The organism is Rhodococcus sp. Z13_19A (assembly GCF_058133575.1).
The window spans coordinates 331295-355518 of the sequence record NZ_JBYUNN010000002.1 but is presented as its reverse complement, the minus strand read 5'-3'; the positions used below and the strand labels follow the sequence as shown (position 1 = coordinate 355518).

The following is a 24224-nucleotide window of genomic DNA, read 5'->3' as shown; positions in this document are numbered from 1 at the left end:
GCCACGGTGCCACACACCTCAACCCACTGCAGCAGTGGCCGGGGTCACACTGACCATGCCGGCCGGCTTGCCGTCCAGCTGCAACAGCAGGTCCGCCACGAACTGCAGCAGCTCGGTGTCGCGCAACCGCTCTGCCCCGATCCCGCCGCTGCCGGAGCGGGGCAGCGGCAGCTGCACCAGGTGGGTGGTCGGCTTGTACTGGGCGCTCGGGTAGAGCCGCTTGAGCCGGACCTGCTGGGAGTCGGCCAGCGGTAGCGGCGACAGCCGCAGCTGGGTGCCGGTGACGGTCACCTCGGTCACCGAGTAGTGCCGGCACAGCAACCGCAGCCGGGCCACCGCGAAGAGGTTGTGCACCGGCTCCGGCGGCGGGCCGTAGCGGTCCACCAGCTCCTCCTGCAGGCCGGCCAGGGCGTCCTCGTCCTGCGCCTCGGCCAGCTTGCGGTAGGCCTCCAGGCGCAGTCGGTCGGAGTCCACGTAGTCCGGGGGGATGTGCGCGTCCACCGGCAGGTCCACCCGCACCTCCTTGACCTCCTCGGCGGTGGGGATGGCGTGGCCGTCGGCGGCGGCGCGGTAGGCCTCCACCGCCTCGCCCACCAGCCGGATGTAGAGGTCGAAGCCGACGCCGGCGACGTGCCCGGACTGCTCGGCGCCGAGCACGTTGCCCGCGCCGCGGATCTCCAGGTCCTTCATGGCCACCGCCATGCCGGCGCCCAGCTCGGAGTTCTGCGCGATGGTGGCGAGCCGGTCGTAGGCGGTCTCGGTGAGCGGCTTCTCCGGCGGGTACAGGAAGTAGGCGTAGCCACGGTCACGGCTGCGGCCCACGCGGCCCCGCAGCTGGTGCAGCTGGCTCAGGCCGAGGGCGTCGGCCCGCTCCACCAGCAGCGTGTTGGCGTTGGAGATGTCCAGCCCGGTCTCGATGATGGTGGTGCACACCAGCACGTCGTGCTCGCGGTTCCAGAAGCCCTCGACGGTCTTCTCCAGCACGTCCTCGTTCATCTGCCCGTGCGCCACGGCCACCCGGGCCTCCGGCACCAGGTCACGGATGCGCTTGGCCGCCTTGTCGATCGAGGACACCCGGTTGTGCACGTAGAACACCTGGCCGTCGCGGAGCAGCTCGCGGCGCACCGCGGCGGCGACCTGCTTGTCGTCGTAGGCGCCGACGTAGGTGAGGATCGGGTGCCGCTCCTCGGGCGGGGTGAGGATGGTGGACATCTCGCGGATGCCGGCCAGGCTCATCTCCAGCGTGCGCGGGATGGGGGTGGCGGACATGGTGAGCACGTCCACCGCGGTGCGCATCGCCTTGATGTGCTCCTTGTGCTCCACGCCGAAGCGCTGCTCCTCGTCCACCACCACCAGGCCGAGGTCCTTCCACTGCACGCCGGTCTGCAGCAGCCGGTGCGTGCCCACCACGATGTCCACGCTGCCGTCGGCCAGGCCGGCCAAGGTCTCCTTGGCCTCCTTGGGGTCGGTGAAGCGGGACAGCCCGCGCACGGTGACCGGGAAGCCCGTCATCCGCTCGGTGAAGGTCTGCAGGTGCTGCTGCGACAGCAGGGTGGTGGGCGCGAGCACGGCGACCTGCTTGCCGTCCTGCACCGCCTTGAACGCCGCGCGCACCGCGATCTCGGTCTTGCCGTAGCCGACGTCGCCGCAGATCACCCGGTCCATCGGGACCGGCTTCTCCATGTCGGACTTGACCTCGTTGATGGCGGTCATCTGGTCCACGGTCTCGGTGAAGGGGAACGCGTCCTCCATCTCCCGCTGCCACGGGGTGTCCGGGCCGAAGGCGTGGCCGGGCGCGGCCTGGCGCGCGGCGTAGAGCTGCACCAGCTCGGCGGCGATCTCCCGGACGGCCTTGCGCGCCTTGCGCTTGGTGTGCGCCCAGTCCGAGCCGCCCAGCTTGCTCAGCGCGGGCAGCTCGCCACCGACGTAGCGGGAGAGCTGGTCCAGGGAGTCCATCGGGACGAACAGCCGGTCGCCGGGGTGGCCGCGCTTGCTGGGCGCGTACTCCACCACCAGGTACTCCCGGCGGGCGCCGCCGACCGTGCGCTCCACCATCTCCACGAACTTGCCGATGCCGTGCTGGTCGTGCACCACCAGGTCACCGGCGTTCAGGGCGAGCGGGTCCACCTGGTTGCGCCGCTTGGCGGGCAGCCGGCGGCCGTCGGTGGTGGCGGCGGCCCGGTTGCCGGTGAGGTCGGACTCCGAGACCACCACCAGCCGGACGCCGGGCAGCACCACGCCGTCGGAGAGGCTGCCGCACAGCACGGTGACGTGGCCGGGCTCGGGGGCGGCACCGGGCTCGCCGCGCACGGCCGACACCTCGGCCTCCACCAGCCGCTCCAGCACCCGCTGGGCCGTGCCGGCGCCGGCCACCACCACGGCGGCGGCGCCTCCGGAGGCGCAGTGGGCGCGCAGCATGGCGAAGGTGGCGGCGATCTCCGGCTCCAGCCCGCGGGCGGGCTTGACGGCGGTGACGTCCAGGGTGAGCGCGCCGGAGCCGTCGCGCCCGGACAGCAGCGGGCTCAGCGTCCACCACGGGGTGCCGTGCTGCTGGGCGTTCTCGCGCACCTCGTCCAGGCCGCGGTAGGCCGAGGCGCCCAGGTTCAGCCCCTTGGGGTCCAGCGGAGCGGCGGCCCCCACCGAGGCCGCCGTCCAGGACGCCTCCAGGAACTCCTGGCCGGTGCGCACCAGGTCGTGGGCGCGGGTGCGGATCTTCTCCGGGTCGCACAGCAGCACGTGCGAGCCGGTGGGCATCGCGTCGGTGAGCAGCTCCAGCTGGCCGGGCAGCAGCACCGGCAGCAGGGCCTCCATGCCCTCCACCGGGATGCCGTCGGCCAGCTTCTCCAGCATCTCGGTGAGGGCGGCGTCCTCGGCGTGGTCGGCGGCCAGCGCACGGGCCCGCTCCCGCACGTCGGCGGTGAGCAGCATCTCCCGGCAGCCCGGCGCCTCCAGCACGGCGACCTCGACGTCCTCCAGGGAGCGCTGGTCGGCCACCGCGAAGGCGCGCAGCTCGCTCACCTCGTCGCCCCAGAACTCCACCCGCACCGGGTGGTCACAGGTGGGCGGGAAGACGTCCAGGATGCCGCCGCGGATGGCGAACTCACCGCGCTTGCCCACCATGTCCACCCGGGCGTAGGCCAGCTCGACCAGGCGCTGCACCACGCCGTCGAAGCTGTGCTCCTCGCCCACCTTCATCCGCACCGGCTCCATCTCGCCGAGCCCCACCGCCATCGGCTGCACCAGGCTGCGCACGGTGGTGATCACCACCTGCAGCGGCTCGCCCCCGGGGTTCTCCTCCGGGTGGGCCAGGTGGCGCAGCGTCTGCAGGCGCCGGCCCACGGTGTCCGCGCGCGGGGACAGCCGCTCGTGCGGCAGGGTCTCCCAGGAGGGGAACACCGCCACCCGGTGCTCGCCGAGCATCTCGGTGAGCGAGGCACCCAGGTCCTCCGCCTCGCGGCCGGTGGCGGTGACCACCAGCACGGGCGCCTGCTGGGCGAGGGCGCCGACGACGAACGGGCGGGCGGAGCTGGGGCCCTCGAGCTCCAGGTGGGCGGTGCCGACGGCCTCGGTGACCGCCTGCAGCGCGGAGTCAGGAAGGGCAGTGGCGAGCAGACCGGCGAGCGGTGCAGACAACGAGGAGCTCCAGAGGTTGTTCAGCGAGCACGGCAGGCCACCGCCGAATCTGCGCGACCCGGGCGGTGCCTCACCTCAAGTTTAGGCCGGGCTGCACGGTACTGGGGCTTTGACGGGTGCCGCCGGCTCCCCTGGCGATCAACAGCGGCGACCGTGAGACTGGCGTGGTGCAGCTACCCAGGGTGATCACGTGGGCGCTCGGCGCCGTGCTGCTGCTGAGCGCCTGCACCACCGAGCCGACCGCGTTCCCGGCCCCGCCGCCGCCTGGCACCCCCGCGCTGCAGGTGCAGACCGTGGCCGCCGGGCTGGAGCACCCCTGGGACGTGGGGTTCCTGCCGGACGGGTCGATGCTGGTGACCGAGCGGGCAGGGCGCCTGCAGCTGGTGCGCGACGGCGTCACCACCGCGGTGCGCGCCGACCTCTCCGACGTCCACGCCCGCGGCGAGGCGGGCCTGATGGGCCTGCTGGTGCACCCCGACTTCGCCGCCAGCCGGCAGTTCTCCACCTGCCACGCCCACGCCCAGGACGGGCGAGCGGTGGACGTGCGGGTGAGCACCTGGCAGCTGTCCGCCGACGGCGCGAGCGCGACCCGGGTCGGTGACCCGCTGCTGTCCGGCATCCCGCTGAACCCCTCGGGGCGCCACTCCGGCTGCCGGCTCGCGCTGGGTCCCGCCGGCGAGCTGCTGGTCGCCACCGGCGACACCGCCCGCGCCGGCGTGGCCCAGGACCTGGGCTCGCTGGGCGGCAAGACCCTGCGCGCCGACCTGGCCACGGGCGCCACCCTGCCCGGCGCCCCGCTGCCCGAGCACCCCTACGTGTGGACCTACGGCCACCGCAACCTGCAGGGCGTCGCGGTGCGTCCGGGCAGCGGGCAGGTGTACACCGCCGAGCACGGGCCGGACGTGGACGACGAGGTGAACCTGCTGCGCGCGGGCGCCAACTACGGGTGGGACCCCAGCCAGAGCGGCACCGAGACCAGCTACGACGAGTCGGTGCCGATGACCGACACCGCACGCTTCCCGGACGCGGTGGCGGCGCTGTGGTCCTCCGGAGATCCCACCGAGGCGGTCTCCGGCGCCACCTTCCTCACCGGCGCGCAGTGGGGCCCGCTGGAGGGCGGGCTGGTGGTGGCCGCGCTCAAGGGCCAGCAGGCGCTGGTGCTGCGGCTGGACCCCGCCGGCCAGGTGAGCGCGGTGGTGCAGCTGCCCGAGCTGGACGGCACCCACGGGCGGCTGCGCGCGGTGCAGCAGGGCCCCGACGGCGCCCTCTACCTCACCACCGACAACGGCTCCGGGGACGAGCTGCTGCGGGTCACCCCCACCGGCGGCTGAGGGCCCCGGCTCAGGGCCGGCCCACTCCGAGGTAGGTCCACCCCGCCGCCCGCCAGCGGGCCGGGTCCAGGCAGTTGCGGCCGTCGATGACGAGCCTGTTGCTCACCTGGTCAGCGAGGGAGTCCGGCGACATCTCGCAGAGCTCCTTCCACTCGGTGAGCACCAGCACCGCGTCTGCTCCGGCGCAGGCATCCTGCGCCGTCATGGCGTAGCCGAGGGTGGGAAACAGCTTCCGGCAGTTGTCCATGGCCTTGGGGTCGTAGACGCTCACGGTCGCCCCCTGCAGCTGCATCTGGCCGGCCACGTTCAACGCCGGCGAGTCGCGCACGTCGTCAGAGTCCGGCTTGAACGCTGCGCCCAGGACTGCGATGCGCGCCCCCAGCAGCGACCCACCAACGGCTCGGCGCGTCCGCTCCACCATCGCGGTGCGTCGCCCCATGTTGACGCTGTCCACCTCGCGAAGGAAGGCCATGGTCTGCCCGACTCCGAGCTCGCCCGCGCGGGCCATGAAGGCGCGGATGTCCTTGGGCAGGCATCCCCCGCCGAAGCCGATACCGGCGTTGAGAAACCGGCGTCCGATGCGCGTGTCATACCCAATGGCGTCAGCCAGCGTCGTCACGTCGGCTCCCGCGACCTCACAGACGTCCGAGATGGCGTTGATGAAGGAGATCTTGGTGGCCAGGAATGCGTTGGCGGCCACCTTGACCAGCTCGGCGGTGGCAAGGTCGGTCACCAGAAAGGGGATCTGCTCCTCGAGCAGCGGCGCGTACACCGTCCGCGCCCGCTCTTCGGCGCGACCCGGACGCTCACGGCTCACTCCGAGGACCAACCGGTCTGGATGAATGGTGTCCTGCACGGCGAATCCCTCGCGGAGAAACTCCGGGTTCCAGGCCACCTCGACCTGCTCACCCGCGGGAGCGAGCGCCCGCGCCCGCTCCCCCAGCTCAGCTGCGGTCCCCACCGGGACGGTGGACTTGCCGAAGATCACTGCCGGGTTGGTGAGCAACGGCGCCAAGCGGTCAATCACTGACTCCACTGCTGTCAGGTCAGCCGCGAACTCGCCGTTCTTCTGCGGTGTGCCCACAGCCAGGAAGTGAATGTCACCCCAGGCCGCTGCCTCCTCGTAGGAGTCGGTGAACCGCAGCCGACCCGCCGCGATGTTGCGCTCCAGCACCTCCTGCAGACCGGGCTCGTAGAACGGCACCTCAGCCGACTGCAGCTTCGCGATCTTGGCGGGGTCGACGTCAACACCCAGGACGTCGTGGCCGAGCTCGGCCATGCACGCGGCGTGTGTCGCGCCGAGGTACCCAGTGCCGAGCACAGTGATTCGCGTTGACATGTGCGACAGAATGCCAGAGGCGAGTAGCCCGGGGTAACCGTCACGCCGACGGCACACGAAGCGCCGCTGATCTATTCGTGTCAGGCGGCCTGGCGCCGGATGAGCAGCGGCGCTCAGGTCACCCGCAGCCGCGGGGTGCTCTCCAGGTGCGCCAGCCCGTTCCAGCACAGGTTCACCAGGTGCGCGGCCACCGCCTGCTTGTCCGGCACCCGCTCGTCCAGCCACCACTGCGCCGTCAGCGCCACCATGCCCACCAGCGACTGCGAGTACATCCGCGCCATCTGCCGCGGGTAGCCGCGCTCGGCGAACTCGTGGCCCAGGATGTGCTCCACCTGGCTGGCCACGTCGTTGAGCAGGCCGGAGAAGTGGCCGGTGAGGGTGAACGGCGGTGAGTCGCGCACCAGCACGCGGAAGCCGTCGGTGCACTCCTCCACGTAGGTGAGCAGCGCCATGGCCGCCTGCTCCAGGCGCACCCGCGGGTGCGCGGCCGAGCGCACCCGCGGCTGCCCGACCGAAAGCGCGGTGCTGATCCGCCGCAGCAGCTCCTGGGTCTCCTGCTCCACCACCACGCCGTAGATGCCGTCCTTGCCACCGAAGTGGCCGTACACCACCGGCTTGCTCACCCCGGCACGCAGCGCGATCTCCTCCACCGACGTCGCGGCGTAGCCGCGCTCGGCGAAGAGGGCACGGGCGACGTCCACAAGCTGCGCACGGCGCTGCAAACCGGTCATCCGGGCCCGGACGGGCGGGGTGGGGTGCTGCTCAGCTGACACGATGCTCCACTCTGCCCGCGTCACCAGTGACCACTTGGCCAGCCGAGCCTATCCACCGCAGGCGCCGACCATGGCCGTGTCCGCCCAGGGCCCCGCTCGTGAGACCATCGTCGGGCACGCTTTCCGCCGTGGTGTAAAGGCAGCACCTCTGATTTTGGTTCAGATGGTTCAGGTTCGAATCCTGGCGGCGGAGCGACGCCTGCCCGGCACCGGGCGGGCCGTAGGATCACTGCGAGTGGTTGGCCTCGGCCGACCCGCGTGCGGTGGCCCGTGCGGTGTGATTCCAGACTGTCGTGAGGAGCTTCTACGGGTATGCAGGCTGAACGCATGCGCACTGGTCCATCCGCCGAACCCGCCGCAGTGGTGGTGCTGGCTGCCGGGGCCGGGACGCGGATGCGCTCCAGCCTGCCGAAGGTGCTGCACCAGGTGGGCGGGCGCAGCCTGCTCGCGCACTCCCTGCACGCCGCGGCCGGGCTCTCCCCCCGCCACCTCGTCGCCGTGGTCGGGCACGACCGCGAGCGGGTCGGCGCGGCGGTGGCCGACGTTGCTGCCGAGCTGGACCGCCCCGTCGCCGCCGCCGTGCAGGCCGAGCAGAAGGGCACCGGCCACGCCGTGCAGTGCGCGCTGGCCGAGCTGCCCGCCGACCTCACCGGGACCGTGGTGGTGACCTACGCCGACGTGCCGCTGCTGGACACCGCGACGCTGCGCGAGCTGCTCGCCGCGCACACCGAGCAGGACGCCGCGGTCACCGTGCTCACCACCCACCTGTCCGACCCCACCGGCTACGGGCGGGTGCTGCGCGACGACACCGGGCAGGTCAGCTCCATCGTGGAGCACAAGGACGCCTCCCCGGAGCAGCTGGCGGTCACCGAGGTCAACTCCGGTGTGTACGCCTTCGACGCGGCCGTGCTGCGCACCGGGCTGGGTCGGCTGGACACCAACAACTCCCAGGGCGAGCTGTACCTGACCGACCTGGTGCACGGCGCCCGCACGGACGGCCACCGGGTGGCCGGGCTCGCCGTCACCGACGACTGGCTGGTGGCCGGCGTCAACGACAAGGTGCAGCTGTCCCAGCTGGGCGCGGAGCTCAACCGGCGGGTGCTGGCGCGCTGGATGCGCGCCGGCGTGACCGTGGTCGACCCCGCCACCACCTGGCTGGACGTCACCGTCGAGCTGGCCCCCGACGTGCAGCTGCACCCCGGGGTGCAGCTGCACGGGCGCACCCGGGTGGACACCGGCGCCCAGGTGGGGCCGGACACCACCCTCACCGACGTGCGCGTGGGGGCGAACGCCTCGGTGGTGCGCACCCACGGCAGCGAGGCCGTGATCGGCGCGGACGCCACGGTGGGCCCGTTCGCCTACCTGCGCCCCGGCACCGTGCTGGGCGCGGCCGGCAAGATCGGCACCTTCGTGGAGACCAAGAACGCCAGCATCGGCGCCGGCTCCAAGGTCCCGCACCTGACCTACGTCGGCGACGCCACCGTGGGGGAGCACAGCAACATCGGCGCCTCCAGCGTGTTCGTCAACTACGACGGCGTGAGCAAGAGCCGCACCGAGATCGGCTCGCACGTCCGCACCGGCTCCGACACCATGTTCATCGCCCCGGTGCGGGTGGGCGACGGCGCCTACACCGGCGCGGGCACCGTGGTCAGCCAGGACGTGCCGCCGGGAGCGCTCGCCGTCTCCGGGGGCCGCCAGCGCAACATCGAGGGCTGGGTCGCCCGCAAGCGCCCCGGCACCGCCGCCGCGCAGGCCGCCGAGGCCACCCGCGCCACCGCAGCAGCACCACAGACCCCCACCACCCCCACCCTCTCAACTCCTAAGGACGGCGAAGCTCTGTGAGCGCTATGCCCGCAACGCCCAAGAAGAACCTGATGTTTTTTGCCGGGCGCGCGCACCCCGAGCTGGCCGACCAGGTTGCCGAGCAGCTGGGCGTCTCCATCACCCCGCAGACCGCCCGCGACTTCGCCAACGGCGAGATCTTCGTGCGCTTCGAGGAGTCGGTGCGTGGGTGTGACGCCTTCGTCCTGCAGAGCCACTGCGCGCCCATCAACACCTGGCTGATGGAGCAGCTGATCATGGTCGACGCGCTCAAGCGCGCCTCCGCCAAGCGGATCACCGTGATCATGCCGTTCTACCCCTACGCCCGGCAGGACAAGAAGCACCGCGGCCGGGAGCCGATCTCGGCCCGCCTCATCGCGGACATGTTCAAGACCGCCGGCGCGGACCGCATCATGACCGTGGACCTGCACACCGCGCAGATCCAGGGCTTCTTCGACGGCCCGGTGGACCACCTGCTGGCCACCTCGCTGCTCTCGGAGTACGTCACCAGCAAGTACCCCGACGAGAACGTCACCGTGGTCTCCCCCGACTCCGGCCGGGTCCGCCAGGCGGAGAAGTGGGCCGACACCCTCGGCGGCGTGCCCATCGCGTTCGTGCACAAGACCCGTGACCCGCGGGTGCCCAACCAGGTCAAGGCCAACCGCGTGGTCGGCGACGTCGAGGGGCGCACCTGCATCCTCATCGACGACATGATCGACACCGGCGGCACCATCGCCAGCGCCGTGCAGGTGCTGCGCGACGCCGGGGCGAAGGACGTCATCATCGCCGCCACCCACGGCGTGCTGTCCGGCCCGGCCACCGAGCGGCTGTCCACCTGTGGCGCCCGCGAGGTCATCTTCACCAACACCCTGCCCATCGGCGAGGACAAGCAGTTCCCGCAGCTGACGGTGCTCTCCATCGCGCCGCTGCTGGCCCGCGCCATCCGGGCGGTCTTCGAGGACGGCTCGGTGACCAGCCTCTTCGACGGCGACGCCTGAACCCGTCGCTGCTCACCCGCAGCCGCACGGCGGATAATCTGCCGCGCAGCTAGCAGATTATCTGCACGGCGCCTGATAGTCTGGCGCCGGTTCGTGCCGGTGCTGGTGGATGGAGCAAGCATGGCGGAGACACCGGCCTCGCAGCGCGGGGTGTACGGGATCTCGGTGGCCGCCGAGCTCTCCGGCATCAGCCCGCAGACGCTGCGGCTCTACGAGCGCCGCGGGCTGGTCGCGCCCTCGCGCACCGACGGGGGCACCCGCCGCTACAGCGAGGACGACCTGCGCCAGCTGCAGCGGGTGGCGGAGCTGGTGGAGGCCGGGGTCAATCTGGTCGGGGTCGCCCACATCGTGGAGCTGGAGCAGCACAACGTGCGCCTGCGCCGGAGCAACGACGAGCTCACCTCGGACAACAGCCAGCTGGAGTGCGACAACGCCCGGCTGCGGGCCGAGCGCGGGGACTGAGCCTCCCCGCACGCCCGTCGGTGCGAAGCGGTCGCGGTGGTGCGGTAGGCTTCCCCAGTTGTCTCGGCGAGGGTGACCCGCACGTGCAGGGTCCCGTGATCGACGCGGCTGCGGTCTTGACGACGCACGGCTGTGACGTGTCCACCCCTCGCCGGGCCCCGGACCAGCTGTCGCACCAAGAACCGCACCAAGGAGTCATCGTGGCCGAGAACATCACCCTCAACGCTGAGAAGCGCACCGAGTTCGGCAAGGGTGCTGCCCGCCGCACCCGCAACGCCGGCAAGGTCCCCGCCGTGGTCTACGGCCACGGCACCGACCCCGTGCACCTGGCGCTGCCCGCGCTGGAGTTCGCCCGCGTGCTGCGCGCCCACGGCACCAACGCCGTCATCACCGTCACCGCCGACGGCGAGGAGCACCTGGCGCTGGTGAAGACCGTCGTCGTGCACCCGCTGCGCAACTACATCGAGCACGCCGACCTGCTGGTGATCCGTCGCGGCGAGAAGGTCAACGTCGAGATCCCCGTCACCATCGTCGGCGACCCGGCCCCCGGCGCCCTGGTCACCCAGGACGCCAGCACGGTCGAGGTCGAGGCGGACGTCATGACCATCCCGGAGCAGATCGAGGTGTCCATCGACGGCCGCCCCGTCGGCACGCAGATCGTCGCCAGCGACCTCGCGCTGCCCGAGGGCGCGACCCTGGTCTCCGACCCGGAGATGCTGGTCGTCAACATCGTGGAGGCCCCCTCCGAGGCCGCGCTGGAGGCCGAGCTCGACACCGAGGGCGCCGGCGTGGTGGAGGATGCTCCGGACGAGGGCACCGTGGCCGACGAGGCCCCCGCCGCGGACAACGCCTCCGAGGCCGACCAGAGCTGAGCCTCTCGCTCAACGCAGTCACACCGGCGGCGCGTCTCCCCTTCTGGGGTGGCGCGCCGCTGGTGCGTCCGGCTGACCCCCACACTCCGAAGAGGACCGATGCCCGACCACACTCCCGGACCGCCCGCTGCGGCGCCGGGCCGCCCGAGCGCCCACGCCAGCGCTACCGCGGTCGCCGCGGCCCCGCCCGACCCCGCGCTGCCCGCCATGGTCGTGGGTCTGGGCAACCCGGGACCGTCCTACGCCCGCACCCGCCACAACGTCGGCTTCCTCGTCGCCGACCTGCTCGCGGCCCGGATGAGTGGACGCTTCAGCGCGCACAAGCGCAGCAACGCCGAGGTGGTGGAGGGGCGGCTGGCGAACCGGCGCACCGTGCTCGTCAAGCCGCGCACGTTCATGAACGAGGCCGGCGGCCCGGTGAGCTCGGCGGTCAAGTTCTTCTCGGTCGGGGTGAGCGAGCTGGTGGTGGTGCACGACGACCTCGACCTGGAGCTGGGCACCGTGCGGCTCAAGCGCGGTGGCGGTGAGGGCGGGCACAACGGCCTGCGCTCCATCAGCCGTTCGCTGGGCAGCAAGGACTACCTGCGGGTGCGCGTCGGCATCGGCCGCCCGCCCGGGCGGATGGATCCCGCGGACTACGTGCTCAAGCCGTTCGCGGGCTCCGAGCGCACCGCGGTGGAGCTCGCCGTGGACGACGCCGCCGACGCGGTGGAGCTGCTGCTGGTGCGCAGCCTCACCGACGCCCAGCAGGTGGTGCACGCCCGCTAGCCCCGTCCCTCCCCAGACACGGCACCGCCCCGGTCCGCAGGTGCGGCCGGGGCGGTGCTGTGTCTGGCGGTGCTGTGTGTGCGGGGACTAGCTGACCAGGGCCACCGAGGTGGAGCGGCGCAGCTTGCCCGACGGCGTCTTGGGCACCGAGCCCGGGGCCAGCACCGTGACGTTGCGCGGGCGCACCCCGGTGGCGCTGACCACCGCGGCGGTCACCTCCTTGCGGATGCGCTCCACCTGGGCCTCGTCGGCGTGCTGGTTGCTCTCCAGCACCACGGCGAAGGACTCCCGGCGCTCGCCGGCCTCCATCCGCACGGCCACCACGTTGCCGGCACGCACCCCGGCGACGGTGGCTGCGGCCCGCTCGATGTCGGTGGGGTAGATGTTGCGCCCGCCCATGATGATGACGTCCTTGACGCGGCCACAGACCACCACGTGGCCGTCCTCGGTGACGTAGCCCTCGTCACCGGTGTCCAGCCAGCCCTCGTCGTCGCGGATGTCCTGCGGGCCGTCCACGGTGAGGTAGCCGGGGGTGATCGGCTCGCCGCGCAGCTGCAGCACGCCGACCCCGCGGGTGGGCAGCACGTTGCCCTCCGGGTCGACGGTGCGCACCTCGATGCCCTCCAGCGGCAGACCCAGGCTCGGGAAGCCGCGGGTGTTCTCCCCCGTGGCGGGCTTGGCCACCCGGTCGCGCTCCAGCGCGTCGGTGTCCACCGTGTCCACGATGAGGTCGGTGTCCAGCGGGTGGAAGGAGATGGCCAGGGTGGACTCGGCCATGCCGTAGGCGGGAACCATCGCCGAGGAGCGCAGGCCGAAGCGGGCCCCGGCCTCCAGGAAGCTGAACGCCGCGGCCGGGTCGATCGGCTCGGCGCCGTTGAGCGCGAAGCGCATGGAGGACAGGTCGTACTTGCCGTCCTCCTCCTTGGCCAGGCGCTTGGCGACCACGGCGTAGGCGAAGTTCGGGGCGGCGGTGATGGTGCCCTTGTAGCGGCTGATCAGGTCCAGCCACAGCAGCGGCGAGCGCAGGAAGTCCATCGGGGTGATGGAGATGAGGTCCACGCCCAGGGTCATCGGCACGGTGAGGAACCCGACCATGCCCATGTCGTGGAACAGCGGCAGCCAGCTGACCATGACGTCGTTGCCGTAGTCGAAGTTGGCGCCCTTGGCCATGCCCAGGATGTTGGCGTTGAGGTTGCGGTGGGTGATCCGCACGCCCTTGGGGGTCCCGGTGGAGCCCGAGGTCAGCTGCAGCAGCGCCGTGGCGTCCTCGTCCACCTCGAGCGGGTCCGTGTCCGGGCCGGTGACCAGGTCAGCCATCTCCACCACGGCGACCTTGCGCTCCTCCAGCAGCGGCTTGATGGCGCCGAAGGGCTCGCCGAGCAGGACGACGCTGGCGCCGACCATGTCCAGCACCGTCATGGTCTCCTCGGCCCACACGCCCAGGTCGGTGCGCGGGGTGGGCTGGTGCAGCATGGTGACGCTGGCGCCACGCATCCACGCCGACTGGATCGCCGGGGCGATCTCCACCGACTCACCGGCCAGGATGGTGACTGCGTCACCGGGGCCCACCCCCGCGGCGGCCAGCGCACCGGCGCCCTTGCGGGCCAGCGCGTGGATCTCGCCCCAGCTGCGGCGCAGGGGTGCATCCGGCTCACCGGTGACCATCCCGTTCGGGGAGGTGGCAGCGGTGCGGTACAGGGTCTCGGTAAACGTACTCACGGGTAACACAATAGAGGGCGTTGCCCCAAACCTCTGCAGGGCTCGGCAGGAAACGCGGGCACCGGCCACATTTGCCGGAGCGATACCCTGGGGTGCTGACCACCCGAAAGGACCACTCGTGACCCAGACCCCCTCCGCACCGGCTTCCGAGGAGCGTCTCGCGAGCGACCGTGCCGGGCTGGCAGTGGCCACCGAGGTCGCCCGCAGGCGCACGTTCGCCGTGATCAGCCACCCCGACGCCGGAAAGTCCACGCTCACCGAGGCTCTGGCGCTGCACGCCAAGGTGATCTCCGAGGCCGGTGCCATCCACGGCAAGGCCGGCCGCCGCTCCACCGTCTCCGACTGGATGGAGATGGAGAAGGCCCGCGGCATCTCGGTGACCTCCACCGCGCTGCAGTTCACCTACCGCGACACGGTGATCAACCTCGTCGACACCCCCGGCCACGCCGACTTCTCCGAGGACACCTACCGGGTGCTCACCGCCGTCGACGCCGCCGTCATGCTCATCGACGCCGCCAAGGGCCTGGAGCCGCAGACCCTCAAGCTGTTCCAGGTCTGTCGCCACCGCGGCATCCCGGTGATCACCGTCATCAACAAGTGGGACCGGCCGGGCCAGGCGCCGCTGGAGCTGATGGACGAGATCGAGGAGCGCATCGGCCTCAAGCCCACCCCGCTGCTGTGGCCGGTGGGCATCGCCGGCGACTTCCGCGGCCTGCTGGACCGCACCAACGACTCCTACATCCGCTTCACCCGCACCGCCGGCGGCGCCAAGATCGCCCCCGAGGAGCTGATGGACGCCGAGGCGGCCGCGGCACGCGAGGGCGTGGACTGGGACAACGCCGTGGAGGAGAGCGAGCTGCTGAGCATCAGCGGCGCCGACCACGACCAGGAGCAGTTCCTGGCCGGGCGCACCTCCCCGGTGATCTTCGGCTCGGCGATGCTCAACTTCGGGGTGCACCAGATCCTGGACGCCCTGGTCGACCTCGCTCCCCCGCCGGGTGACCGGCCCGACGTGGACGGTCACCCCCGCCCGGTGACGGCACCCTTCAGCGCGGTGGTGTTCAAGGTGCAGGCGGGCATGGACTCCGCGCACCGCGACCGGCTGGCCTACATCCGGGTGTGCTCGGGCACCTTCGAGCGGGGCATGGTGGTGACCAACGCCGCCACCGGCAAGCCGTTCACCACCAAGTACGCCCAGTCGGTGTTCGGCCGCGAGCGCTCCACGGTGGAGACCGCCTACCCCGGCGACGTGGTGGGCCTGGTCAACGCGCTCACCCTGCGCCCCGGCGACACCCTCTACACCGAGGAGCCGGTGCGCTACCCGCCGATGCCCAGCTTCGCGCCGGAGTTCTTCGCGGTGCTGCGGGCCGACAGCGCCGGCAAGTACAAGCAGTTCCGCCGCGCGGTGGACCAGCTGGACTCCGAGGGCGTGGTGCAGGTGCTGCGCAACGACCTACGCGGCGACGCCTCCCCAGTGCTGGCGGCGGTGGGCCCCATGCAGTTCGAGGTGGTGGCCGCGCGGATGAAGGCCGAGTTCGACGTCGAGGCCAAGATGGAGAACCTGGGCTACTCGCTGGCCCGGCGCACCGACGCGGAGTCGGCCGACGAGCTCAACCGCCAGCGCGGCATCGAGGTGTTCACCCGCAGCGACGGGGTGCTGCTGGCGCTGGTCAGCGACAAGTGGCGCCTGCAGTACATCCAGAAGGAGCACCCCGGGCTCACCCTGGAGCCGCTCGTGGCCGCCGCCGACTGACGGACGTGCCCAGCGCAGGGATCGGCAGCCACCACGTGCGGGCGGTGCTGCAGGGAGTGGTCGAGGACGAGCGGGCCGAGCTGCTCGCCAGTGCCGGCATCGACGGCACCGGGCTCGACGGCACCGGACTCGACGGCACCGGGCTCGACGGCGATGGTGGCCCGCCGGTGGTGTCCACCGAGCAGTTCGCCCGGCTGGTGCGCGGGGTGTGGGACCACCTGGACGACGAGCTGATGGGGCACTGGCCGGTGCCCAGCCGGCGCGGCACCTTCGCCACCATGGGGCTGCTGGCGGTGCACTGCCCCGACCTGCGCACCGCGCTGACCCGGGCCACCGCGTTCTACCACCTCTTTCCCGGTGGGCCGCGGTTTCGGCTGCAGGTGGGTGCGGAGCAGACCCGGCTGGAGCTGGCGCCCGGGCCCGGGGTGTTCCTCACCGAGTCGCTGCTGATGATCTGGCACCGCTTTGCCAGCTGGCTGGTGCGGGCGCCGATCGTGCCGCTGGCGGTGGAGCTGGCCTATCCCCCGCCGGCGCACCGCGGGGAGTACACCCAGCTGTTCGGGGCTCCGGTGGTCTTCGACCAGCCGTGCAGCGCGCTGGTGCTGGACACCGCAGACCTGCACACCTCGGTGCAGCGCGACGAGCGGGCGCTGGCCGGGTTCCTGCGCAGCTCTCCGGCCGACCTGCTGGCCCGCCGCGAGCACGGCACCAGCCGCGCCGCCGCGGTACGCCGGGTGGTGGGTGAGGACCTGGCCGCCACCGGGCTGCTGCCCACGCTGCCGCACGTGGCCGCCCGGCTGGGCTACAGCCCGGCGTCGCTGCGCCGCCACCTCGCCGCCGAGCGCACCTCCTACTCGGCGGTGTGCGACGCGCTGCGCCGTGACCTGGCCACCGCCAGCATCACCGACGCCCACGAGCCGCTGGACGAGCTGGCCGTGCGGCTGGGCTTCTCCGAGGCCAGCGCCCTGCACCGGGCGTTCCGGCGGTGGACCGGGCACTCACCCGGCTCCTACCTGGCCGCGCAGCAGCGCTGAGGGGGCAGCCCCTGAACGAGCAGCACCGCCCCGCGACCAGGGGTCACGGGGCGGTGCTGGTTGCGCGGGGAGAGCTCTAGAACTGCTCGCCGGCCTCGGCCTTGGCGACCAGCAGCGCGGGCGGGGCGAACCGCTCGCCGAAGCGCTCGGCCAGCTCCTTGGCCCGCTCCACCGCCTGCGGCAGCCCGTAGCCGTTGAGGAACTGCAGCACGCCACCGGTCCAGGGGGCGTAGCCGATGCCGAAGATGCTGCCGATGTTGGCGTCGGCGACGGAGTCGATGACCCCTTCCTCCACGCAGCGCACCGACTCCAGGGCCTCCGCGAAGAGGAAGCGGTCCCGGATGTCCTGGCCGGTGAGCTCGGCGCCGCCGTCGGCCTTGCCGAAGTTCTCCGCCAGCCCGGGCCACAGGCGCTTGCCGCCGGACTCGGGGTAGTCGTAGAAGCCGGCGCCCTTGGCCTTGCCCGGGCGGTTGAACTCGTTGACCATCTTGTCGGTCACCGCGAAGCCCGGGTGGTCGGCGCTCATGCCGCTGCTGTCGCCGGTCTCGGCGATGTCGGCCAGGGTCTGCTTGCGGATGGCCAGCATCAGCGTCATGGACACCTCGTCGGACACCGCCAGCGGGCCCACCGGCATACCGGCCTTGAGGGCCTCGGTCTCGATGCGCGCCGCGGGCACGCCCTCGCCCAGCAGGGCCTGGCCCTCGCTGGTGAAGGTGCCGAACACCCGGGAGGTGAAGAACCCGCGGGCGTCGTTGACCACGATGGGCGTCTTGCCCAGCGCGAGCACGGTGTCGAAGGCGAAGGCCAGCGTCTCGTCGCTGGTCTTCTCGCCACGGATCAGCTCGACCAGCTGCATCTTGTGCACCGGGGAGAAGAAGTGCATGCCGACGAACTTGGCCGGGTCCGGCACCGCCGAGGCCAGCCCGGTGATGGGCAGGGTGGAGGTGTTGGAGGCGATGGTGGCCTCCGGTGCCGCGGCGGCGACCTTGTTGTGCACCTCGGCCTTGACCTTGCGGTCCTCGAACACAGCCTCGATCACCAGGTCGCAGCCGGCCACCTGGGCGGCGTCGTCCACGGGGGTGACCAGGGCCAGGGTGGCGTCGCGCTTGTCCTGGGCCAGGCGGCCCTTGGCCACCTTGGCGTCCAGAATGTCGGCGCCGTGCTTCTTGCCGCGCTCGGCGGCCTCCAGGCTGGCGTCGACCAGGACGACCTCGATGCCCCGGGTGGAGGCGACGTGGGCGATGCCCGCACCCATCATGCCGGCGCCGATGACACCGATCTTGCTGGGCGTGCGCTTGGCCGGGCCGTCGGGCCGCGAGCCGCCGCCGTTGATCTGGTTGAGCTGGAAGAAGAACGCGCTGATCATGTTCTTGGAGATCTGCCCGGCGGCGAGCTCGGCCAGGTAGGCCGTCTCCACCCGCAGGGCGGTGTCCACGTCGACGTTCATGCTCTCCACGGCGGCGGAGACGATCGCCTCGGGGGCGGGCTGGGTGCCGTGGGTCTTCTTGCGCAGCATGGCCGGGATGGCAGCCATCATCATGCCGGCGTCGCGCACGCTGCCGCCGGGGATCTGGTAGCCCTTGGCGTCGAAGGGCTGGGCGCTGGTGGGGTTGTCCTTGATCCAGGCCTTGGCCGCGGTGAGCAGCTCCTCCGGCGTCTCCACCAGCTCGTGCAGCAGGCCCGCCTGCTGGGCCTTCTCCGGGGTGAGCTGGCGGCCCTCGGTGAGCAGCGGCAGCGCCGCGGCCAGGCCGATGAGCCGGACGGTGCGGACCACGCCGCCGCCACCGGGCAGCAGGCCCAGGGTGACCTCGGGCAGGCCCAGCTTGATCTTGGGGTTGTTCACCGCGATGCGGCGGTGGCAGGACAGCGCGATCTCCCAGCCGCCACCGAGGGCGGCGCCGTTGATCGCGGCGACCACGGGCACGCCCATGGTCTCGATGGCCCGCAGGTGGCCCTTCATCTCGTTGCCGCCCGCGGCGAAGTCCTGGGCGGTCTCCGGGGTGACCTTGATGAGCTCGTTGAGGTCACCGCCGGCGAAGAAGGTCTTCTTGGCCGAGGTGATGACGATGCCGGTGACCTGCTCGCGCTCGGCGGTGAGCCGCTCGACGGTCTCCTTGAGCGAGCTGCGGAACAGCGCGTCCATGGTGTTCGCGGAGCGGCCCGGGGCGTCCAGGGTGAGGGTGACGACACCGTCGGCGTCGCGGTCGTACTTGATAGCCGAGCTGTCAGTGTTCACAGATTCGCTGGTCATGGTGGGTCAGACCCTCTCGATGATGGTGGCGATGCCCATGCCGCCGCCGACGCAGAGCGTGGCGAGGCCGCGACGGAGCTGGCGGCGCTCCAGCTCGTCGGCGAGGGTCATCAGGATCATGGCGCCGGTGGCGCCCAGGGGGTGGCCCATGGCGATGGCGCCACCGAGCACGTTGACCTTGGCCGGGTCGAGGTCGAGGTCGCGCTGGAACTTCAGCACCACCGAGGCGAAGGCCTCGTTGATCTCGAACAGGTCGATGTCGTCGGCGGTGAGGCCGGCGCGCTGCAGTGCCTTGCGGGCGGCCGGGGCCGGTCCGGTGAGCATGATGGTGGGCTCGCTGCCGATGACGGCGGTGGCGACGATGCGCGCCCGCGGGGTCAGGCCCAGGTCGCGGCCGGCCTGCTCGTTGCCGATCAGCACCGCGGCGGCACCGTCGACGATGCCCGAGGAGTTGCCGCCGGTGTGCACGTGGTTGATGCGCTCCACCTGCGGGTAGCGGTCGATGGCCACGGTGTCGAAGCCGATGGCGCCCTGGTCGGCGAAGGCCGAGCGCAGCTTGCCCAGGATCTCCGGGGTGGTGCCGGGGCGGACGGTCTCGTCGCGGTCGAGCAGCAGGGTGCCGACGCGGTCGCGCACGGCCACCACGGAGCGGTCGAAGTGGCCCGCGGCCCAGCCGGCGGCGGCACGCTCGTGCGACTGCGCGGCGTAGGCGTCCACGTCGTGGCGGCTGAAGCCCTCGAGGGTGGCGATGAGGTCGGCGCCGATGCCCTGGGGCACGAAGTTCGCCTTGAGGTTGGTCTCCGGGTCGGCGAACCAGGCGCCACCGTCGGAGGCCATCGGGACGCGGGACATGGACTCCACGCCGCCGGCGACCACGAGGTCCTCGAAGCCGGAGGCGACCTTGGCGGCGGCCAGGTTCACGGCCTCCAGGCCGGAGGCGCAGAAGCGGTTGAGCTGCACACCGGCGACGCTCTCGTCCCAGCCGGCGACCATGACGGCGGTGCGGGCGATGTCCGCGCCCTGCTCGTCCACCGGGGACACGACGCCGAGGACGACGTCGTCGACCCGGGAGGTGTCCAGGTCGTTGCGCTCGGCGAGCGCGGAGAGCACGCCCGCGGTGAGGGTGACGGGCTTGACGCCGTGCAGGGCGCCCTTCTTGCCCTTGCCGCGTGGGGTGCGCACGGCGTCGTAGATGAACGCCTGGGGAGCGCCGGACGAACCTGACATGGAGCCTCCAAAGAAGAGAACAAACGAGTCAGCAGTCGCGCTGACCGGCACGATGTTACTGCCCGGTAGCTAAGGATCCCCTGACCGCAGCGCTCGTCCTGGGTGGCCGCATCGCTCACTCCCCTACGCTCGCTGACGTGGCGCGCTGGCGAGTGGGACGGGTGGGCCTCGTCGTGCTGGGGTGCGCGCTGGTGGGGTTCGCGCTGGTGGGGTGCGCCGCGCCTGACGGGTCCGCACCGGCCGTGCCGTCCTCGTCCAGCGTCGCCCCCACGCCGGCCCCCACCACCAGCGCCCCTTCCACCAGTGCAGCGTCGCCCTACGTCGACCGCGTGCAGTGGGTGGACACCGCCAAGGGCCGCACGCTGCGCGTGTACCCCAGCGCCGCCGGTCGCGCCGCGGCCAGCACCGCCGCACGCACCGCGGCCTGGGCGGAGGTGGTGGCCGCGGCGCCGGCGGCCGACAGCGCATCGATGCACGACCAGTTCCGCTGCCACTGGGAGCTCGCGCGAGTGTTCGAGCCGGCCAAGCCCTCGTGGAACCTCGAGCAGTGGCGCCCCGACGTGGGCTACCGCGCCACCGTGGACGCCGAGTGCAACCCCGGCGGTCCGGAGTAGCGCCCGCTCCGTTTCCGGAGGAGCGACACTTGCGGACGGGCCGCTAGCCGGCTGCAAGTGCGCCGCAACCACCGCGCCGCACCGTGGTGGACATGACCACCACCCACCCCCAGCCCCTGCCCCCCGACGCTGTCGCCGAGCTCCGCGGATCGGTCCGCGGCCGGCTGCGCTACCCGCACGACCCTGACTACGACCACCTCGTCACCGGCCACAACCGGGCGGTGACCCACCAGCCCTTGGTGGTGGTGGAGCCCGCCGAGCCCGCCGACGTCGCCGCCGCCGTCGCGGTGGCCACCCGCCACGGGCTCGCGGTCACCACCCAGACCACCGGCCACGGAATCACCGCCCCGGCGGTGGGCGGGCTGCTGCTGCTCACCCACCGGCTGGACACCATCGACGTGGACCCCGTGGCCGGTGCCGTCACCGTGGGCGCGGGCACCACCTGGGGCCCGGTGCTCGACGCCTGCGACGCCGTCGGGCTGGCCCCGGTGGGCGCCACCTACCCCACGGTCGGCGTCGTCGGCTTCACCCTGGGCGGCGGCATCGGCCCGCTGGCCCGCCCGCGCGGCTTCGCCGCCGACCACGTGCTCGCCATGCAGGTGGTCACCGCCGACGGCATGGTCCGCACCGTCGACGCCGCGCAGCACCCGGACCTGTTCTGGGCGCTGCGCGGCGGCAAGACCGGCCTGGGTGTGGTCACCGCGCTCACCCTGGCCCTGCAGCCCGCGCCCCGCCTGCACGCGGGCACCGCCTGGCTGCCCGCCGAGCAGGTCACCGCCGGGCTGGCCGGCTACCTGGCGTGGACCCGCAGCGCGCCGGAGTCGGTGAGCTCCTCGGCCACCGTGCTGCACCTGCCCGACCTGCCCGCACTGCCCCCACCCCTGCGCGGCCAGCACGTGCTGCAGCTGCAGCTCTGCCACGACGGCACTCCCGAGACCGGCGCGCGGCTGGTGGAGCAGCTGCTGGCCGGACACACCCCGGTGCTGGCGACCTTCGGCGAGCACAGCTCCGCCAGCCTGGCCGCCCAGCAGGCGGAGGGCGCCGAGCCCATGCCGTCCTGGCAGCGCGGCCGCCTGCTGCACGGAGTGGACAGCGCCACGGCCCGCGACACCGTCGTGCAGGCCGTCACCGAGCCGATGCAGGACCCGGCCAGCCCGCTGATGGCGGTGGAGCTGCGCCACCTCGGCGGGGCGCTGCGCCACGAGCCGGCCGGCGGCAACGCGGTGGGCGGCCGGCAGGCGGAGTACCTGGTGAGCGTGCTGGGTGTGCCGGTGCCCGAGCTCTTCGCCACCGCCGTGCCCGCTGCCGCCGATGCGCTGCTGGCCGGGCTGGGCCGTTACGACTGCGGCACGCAGCTGAACTTCCACGGCCCCGTCGACGACGCGCACCCGCTGAGCGACGCCTGGCCACCGGCGGTGCACGCCCGGCTGACCGAGCTGCGCCACCGACTCGACCCCACCGGCACCTTCGCCTGATCCCCCAGACCGCTCCCGGACAAGGACCTCATCATGAGCACGTTGCTGAGCAGGCTCGGACGGGCCTGCGCCCTGCACCCCTGGCGGACCGTCGCAGCCTGGGTGGTGGTGCTCGTCGCTGCCCTCGGGGCGGCCGTCCAGCTGGGCGCCGCCCCGCACGACAACTACGACACCCCCGGCACCGAGTCGACCGCGGCCACCGCCTTCCTGCGGGAGAGCTTCCCGCAGTCCGCCGGGGACGAGGCCCGCGTCGTCCTGCACCGCGCTGGGGCACCGCTGGAGGCCGCCACGGTCGAGCAGGTGCGCGAGCGCACCGCCACCCTCGATGGCGTCAGCACCGTGAGCCCGCGCTGGTCGGCCGACGGGCGCACCGCGCTGCTGGTGGTGCAGTACTCCATCCCGGTCACCGACTTCGCCGGCACCGAGGGGGTGGACGCGCTGCGCGCGGCCGCTGCGCCCGCCACCGACGCCGGGGTGCAGGTGGAGCTGGGTGGGCTGGTGGCCGAGGACGCCCAGGAAGGGGGCAGCTCCGCCGAGATGATCGGCCTGGCCGTCGCCGCGGTGGTGCTGCTGCTGGCCTTCGGCTCCGTGCTCGCCGCCGGGCTCCCCCTGCTGGTGGCCCTGTTCGGGCTGGGGGTGGGCTCGGCCGGCATCACCCTGCTGGCCGCGGTCACCGACATCAGCACCTCTGCCCCGTTCGTCGCCGCCATGGTGGGCATCGGGGTGGGCATCGACTACGCGCTGCTGCTGCTCACCCGGTTCACCGAGCACCTGCACGAGGGCCGGGCCCCGGTGGACGCTGCCGCCGACGCCAACGCCGAGGCGGGGACCTCGGTGGTGTTCGCCGGGGCCACGGTGCTGCTGTCGCTGCTGGGCCTGGGGCTCAGCGGGTTGCCGGTGTTCACCTCCTTCGGCTACGCCACCGGGCTGGTGGTGCTGTGCGTGGTGCTCACCGCCATCACCCTGGTCCCCGCGCTGTGCGGGGCGGCCGGGCACCGGTTGCTGGGCCGGGCCGGGCGTCGCCGCGCCCGCGCCGGCACCACCCCGCTCTCGGCGCGCTGGGCCGTGCGGGTGAGCCGCCGCCCGGTGGCGTGGGGCCTGGCGGCGCTCACCCTGCTGCTGCTGCTGGCCGCGCCCGCGCTGGCCATGCGCACCTGGCCGCAGGACGCCGGCAGCGGGCTGGACTCCCAGACCACCCGGCGGGCCTACGACCTGGTGGAGGCGGGCTTCGGGCCCGGCGCCAACGGGCCGCTGGTGGTGGCCGTCGACCTGCGCGACGGCCGGAGCGAGCGGGTGGCGCAGACGGTCACCGCGCTGCAGAGCACCCCCGGGATCGCCCAGGTGGCCCCGCCGGTGCTGAACCAGGCGGGCACCGCGGCGCTGGTGCAGGTGCAGCCGAGCACCAGCCCGCAGGACCCGGCCGCGGCGGCGCTCATCCGCCACCTGCGCGCGGACGTGCTGGAGCCGGGCGTGAAGGTCACCGGCACCACCGCGGTGTTCGCCGACATCGCCGACAAGCTGGCGGTCCGGCTGTGGGTGGTGATCAGCTTCGTGGTGGCGGTGTCGGTGCTGGCGCTGGTGGTGGTGTTCCGCTCGGTGCCGATCGCGCTGAAGGCTGCCGCGCTGAACCTGCTGAGCGTCGGCGCCGCCTACGGAGTGCTCACCATGGTGTTCCAGTGGGGCTGGGGCGCCACCCTGCTCGGGCTGCCGCACGCCACGCCGGTGTCCACCTGGGTGCCGATCCTGCTGTTCACCGTGCTGTTCGGGCTGTCCATGGACTACGAGGTGTTCCTGGTCTCGCGCATCCGCCGGGAGTGGCTGCGCACCGGGGACGCGGCCGGCAGCGTGCACCGCGGCATCGGCGCCACCGGGCGGGTGATCACCTGCGCGGCGCTGATCATGGTGTCGGTGTTCCTGGCCTTCGCCACCGACACCGACCTCACCGTGAAGATGGTGGGCGTGGGCATGGCCACCGCCATCGCGGTGGACGCGACGGTGGTGCGGATGGTGCTGCTGCCGTCGGTGATGGTGCTGCTCGGCGAGCGGGCCTGGTGGCTGCCGGCCTGGCTGGACACCCGGCTTCCCGGGCAGCGCAAGCCCCTGCGACCTGCGGAAAGGGCTCGATCGGAGACGCCGACGACCGTACCCTCCTGA

At 72.6% G+C, this 24224-nt stretch carries 17 protein-coding genes and 1 tRNA gene; 12 read left to right on the top strand and 6 right to left on the bottom strand.

Annotated features, from left to right (window positions below):
* Positions 1 to 18: 18 nt before the first annotated feature.
* Entirely contained in the window at positions 19 to 3633 is a 3615-nt protein-coding gene (gene mfd / locus AC3YNX_RS08325; RefSeq protein ID WP_489995182.1) for a transcription-repair coupling factor, read from the bottom strand.
* Positions 3634 to 3815: 182 nt separating this feature from the next.
* On the opposite strand from mfd, the gene AC3YNX_RS08320 reads away from it, so the two are divergent.
* A complete protein-coding gene (locus tag AC3YNX_RS08320; RefSeq protein WP_489995181.1) occupies positions 3816 to 4964 on the top strand; it encodes a PQQ-dependent sugar dehydrogenase in 1149 nt (382 codons plus the stop codon).
* A gap of 10 nt (positions 4965 to 4974) precedes the next feature.
* On the opposite strand, the gene AC3YNX_RS08315 is transcribed toward AC3YNX_RS08320, so the two are convergent.
* Both AC3YNX_RS08315 and AC3YNX_RS08310 read right to left on the bottom strand, forming a co-directional pair.
* Positions 4975 to 6303, bottom strand: coding sequence for a UDP-glucose dehydrogenase family protein (locus AC3YNX_RS08315; RefSeq protein WP_489995180.1), 1329 nt, complete (start codon positions 6301 to 6303; stop codon positions 4975 to 4977).
* A gap of 113 nt (positions 6304 to 6416) precedes the next feature.
* Complete coding sequence (locus tag AC3YNX_RS08310) at positions 6417 to 7034, bottom strand: TetR/AcrR family transcriptional regulator (RefSeq protein WP_127784644.1); 618 nt, start codon at positions 7032 to 7034, stop codon at positions 6417 to 6419.
* A 164-nt stretch (positions 7035 to 7198) separates the two neighbouring features.
* On the opposite strand from AC3YNX_RS08310, the gene AC3YNX_RS08305 reads away from it, so the two are divergent.
* The 6 genes from AC3YNX_RS08305 to pth all read left to right on the top strand — a co-directional run bounded on the left by AC3YNX_RS08305 (position 7199) and on the right by pth (position 11997).
* Positions 7199 to 7269: transfer RNA gene (locus tag AC3YNX_RS08305), tRNA-Gln, on the top strand.
* 134 nt (positions 7270 to 7403) lie between these two features.
* Positions 7404 to 8918, top strand: coding sequence for a bifunctional UDP-N-acetylglucosamine diphosphorylase/glucosamine-1-phosphate N-acetyltransferase GlmU (gene glmU / locus AC3YNX_RS08300; protein WP_489995179.1), 1515 nt, complete (start codon positions 7404 to 7406; stop codon positions 8916 to 8918).
* Positions 8919 to 8923: 5 nt separating this feature from the next.
* Positions 8924 to 9895: a ribose-phosphate diphosphokinase gene (locus tag AC3YNX_RS08295; RefSeq protein WP_127782159.1), complete on the top strand. Its 972-nt coding sequence runs from the start codon at positions 8924 to 8926 to the stop codon at positions 9893 to 9895.
* A 120-nt stretch (positions 9896 to 10015) separates the two neighbouring features.
* Positions 10016 to 10357, top strand: a complete 342-nt coding sequence (locus AC3YNX_RS08290) for a MerR family transcriptional regulator (RefSeq protein ID WP_489995178.1) — start codon at positions 10016 to 10018, stop codon at positions 10355 to 10357.
* A 200-nt stretch (positions 10358 to 10557) separates the two neighbouring features.
* Positions 10558 to 11229: a 50S ribosomal protein L25/general stress protein Ctc gene (locus tag AC3YNX_RS08285; RefSeq protein ID WP_127782157.1), complete on the top strand. Its 672-nt coding sequence runs from the start codon at positions 10558 to 10560 to the stop codon at positions 11227 to 11229.
* 207 nt (positions 11230 to 11436) lie between these two features.
* Positions 11437 to 11997: an aminoacyl-tRNA hydrolase gene (pth, locus tag AC3YNX_RS08280; protein WP_127784643.1), complete on the top strand. Its 561-nt coding sequence runs from the start codon at positions 11437 to 11439 to the stop codon at positions 11995 to 11997.
* 87 nt (positions 11998 to 12084) lie between these two features.
* Here pth and AC3YNX_RS08275 read toward each other — a convergent pair whose 3' ends face one another.
* Positions 12085 to 13716 (bottom strand): fatty acyl-AMP ligase, encoded by a 1632-nt coding sequence (locus AC3YNX_RS08275; protein ID WP_489995177.1) that lies wholly within the window; start codon positions 13714 to 13716, stop codon positions 12085 to 12087.
* Positions 13717 to 13894: 178 nt separating this feature from the next.
* Between AC3YNX_RS08275 and AC3YNX_RS08270 the strand changes: the two genes are divergently transcribed.
* The gene (locus AC3YNX_RS08270) at positions 13895 to 15469 is read left to right on the top strand and encodes a peptide chain release factor 3 (RefSeq protein ID WP_489995495.1); all 1575 of its coding nucleotides are present in this window, start codon (positions 13895 to 13897) and stop codon (positions 15467 to 15469) included.
* A gap of 5 nt (positions 15470 to 15474) precedes the next feature.
* Entirely contained in the window at positions 15475 to 16503 is a 1029-nt protein-coding gene (locus tag AC3YNX_RS08265) for an AraC family transcriptional regulator (protein WP_489995176.1), read from the top strand.
* Positions 16504 to 16579: 76 nt separating this feature from the next.
* On the opposite strand, the gene AC3YNX_RS08260 is transcribed toward AC3YNX_RS08265, so the two are convergent.
* The gene (locus AC3YNX_RS08260; RefSeq protein WP_489995175.1) at positions 16580 to 18739 is read right to left on the bottom strand and encodes a 3-hydroxyacyl-CoA dehydrogenase NAD-binding domain-containing protein; all 2160 of its coding nucleotides are present in this window, start codon (positions 18737 to 18739) and stop codon (positions 16580 to 16582) included.
* Between the two features lie 21 nt (positions 18740 to 18760).
* Entirely contained in the window at positions 18761 to 19981 is a 1221-nt protein-coding gene (locus tag AC3YNX_RS08255) for an acetyl-CoA C-acetyltransferase (protein ID WP_127782152.1), read from the bottom strand.
* A gap of 137 nt (positions 19982 to 20118) precedes the next feature.
* On the opposite strand from AC3YNX_RS08255, the gene AC3YNX_RS08250 reads away from it, so the two are divergent.
* From AC3YNX_RS08250 to AC3YNX_RS08240, 3 genes are all read left to right on the top strand, one after another.
* Positions 20119 to 20595: a DUF2599 domain-containing protein gene (locus AC3YNX_RS08250; protein ID WP_489995174.1), complete on the top strand. Its 477-nt coding sequence runs from the start codon at positions 20119 to 20121 to the stop codon at positions 20593 to 20595.
* A gap of 92 nt (positions 20596 to 20687) precedes the next feature.
* Positions 20688 to 22070 carry an FAD-binding oxidoreductase gene (locus AC3YNX_RS08245; protein ID WP_489995173.1) on the top strand — a complete coding sequence of 461 codons (1383 nt, stop codon included), beginning with the start codon at positions 20688 to 20690 and terminating at the stop codon, positions 22068 to 22070.
* 33 nt (positions 22071 to 22103) lie between these two features.
* Positions 22104 to 24224: an MMPL family transporter gene (locus AC3YNX_RS08240; protein WP_489995172.1), complete on the top strand. Its 2121-nt coding sequence runs from the start codon at positions 22104 to 22106 to the stop codon at positions 24222 to 24224.

What these genes read in the sequence shown, in the direction of transcription:
- glmU (WP_489995179.1), top strand. Translation starts at nt 7,404, where the DNA reads ATGCGCACTGGTCCATCCGCCGAACCCGCCGCAGTGGTGGTGCTGGCT.
- AC3YNX_RS08295 (WP_127782159.1), top strand. Translation starts at nt 8,924, where the DNA reads ATGCCCGCAACGCCCAAGAAGAACCTGATGTTTTTTGCCGGGCGCGCG.
- AC3YNX_RS08240 (WP_489995172.1), top strand. Translation starts at nt 22,104, where the DNA reads ATGAGCACGTTGCTGAGCAGGCTCGGACGGGCCTGCGCCCTGCACCCC.
- AC3YNX_RS08315 (WP_489995180.1), bottom strand. Translation starts at nt 6,303, where the DNA reads ATGTCAACGCGAATCACTGTGCTCGGCACTGGGTACCTCGGCGCGACA.
- AC3YNX_RS08310 (WP_127784644.1), bottom strand. Translation starts at nt 7,034, where the DNA reads ATGACCGGTTTGCAGCGCCGTGCGCAGCTTGTGGACGTCGCCCGTGCC.
- AC3YNX_RS08245 (WP_489995173.1), top strand. Translation starts at nt 20,688, where the DNA reads ATGACCACCACCCACCCCCAGCCCCTGCCCCCCGACGCTGTCGCCGAG.
- pth (WP_127784643.1), top strand. Translation starts at nt 11,437, where the DNA reads ATGGTCGTGGGTCTGGGCAACCCGGGACCGTCCTACGCCCGCACCCGC.
- AC3YNX_RS08290 (WP_489995178.1), top strand. Translation starts at nt 10,016, where the DNA reads ATGGCGGAGACACCGGCCTCGCAGCGCGGGGTGTACGGGATCTCGGTG.
- AC3YNX_RS08255 (WP_127782152.1), bottom strand. Translation starts at nt 19,981, where the DNA reads ATGTCAGGTTCGTCCGGCGCTCCCCAGGCGTTCATCTACGACGCCGTG.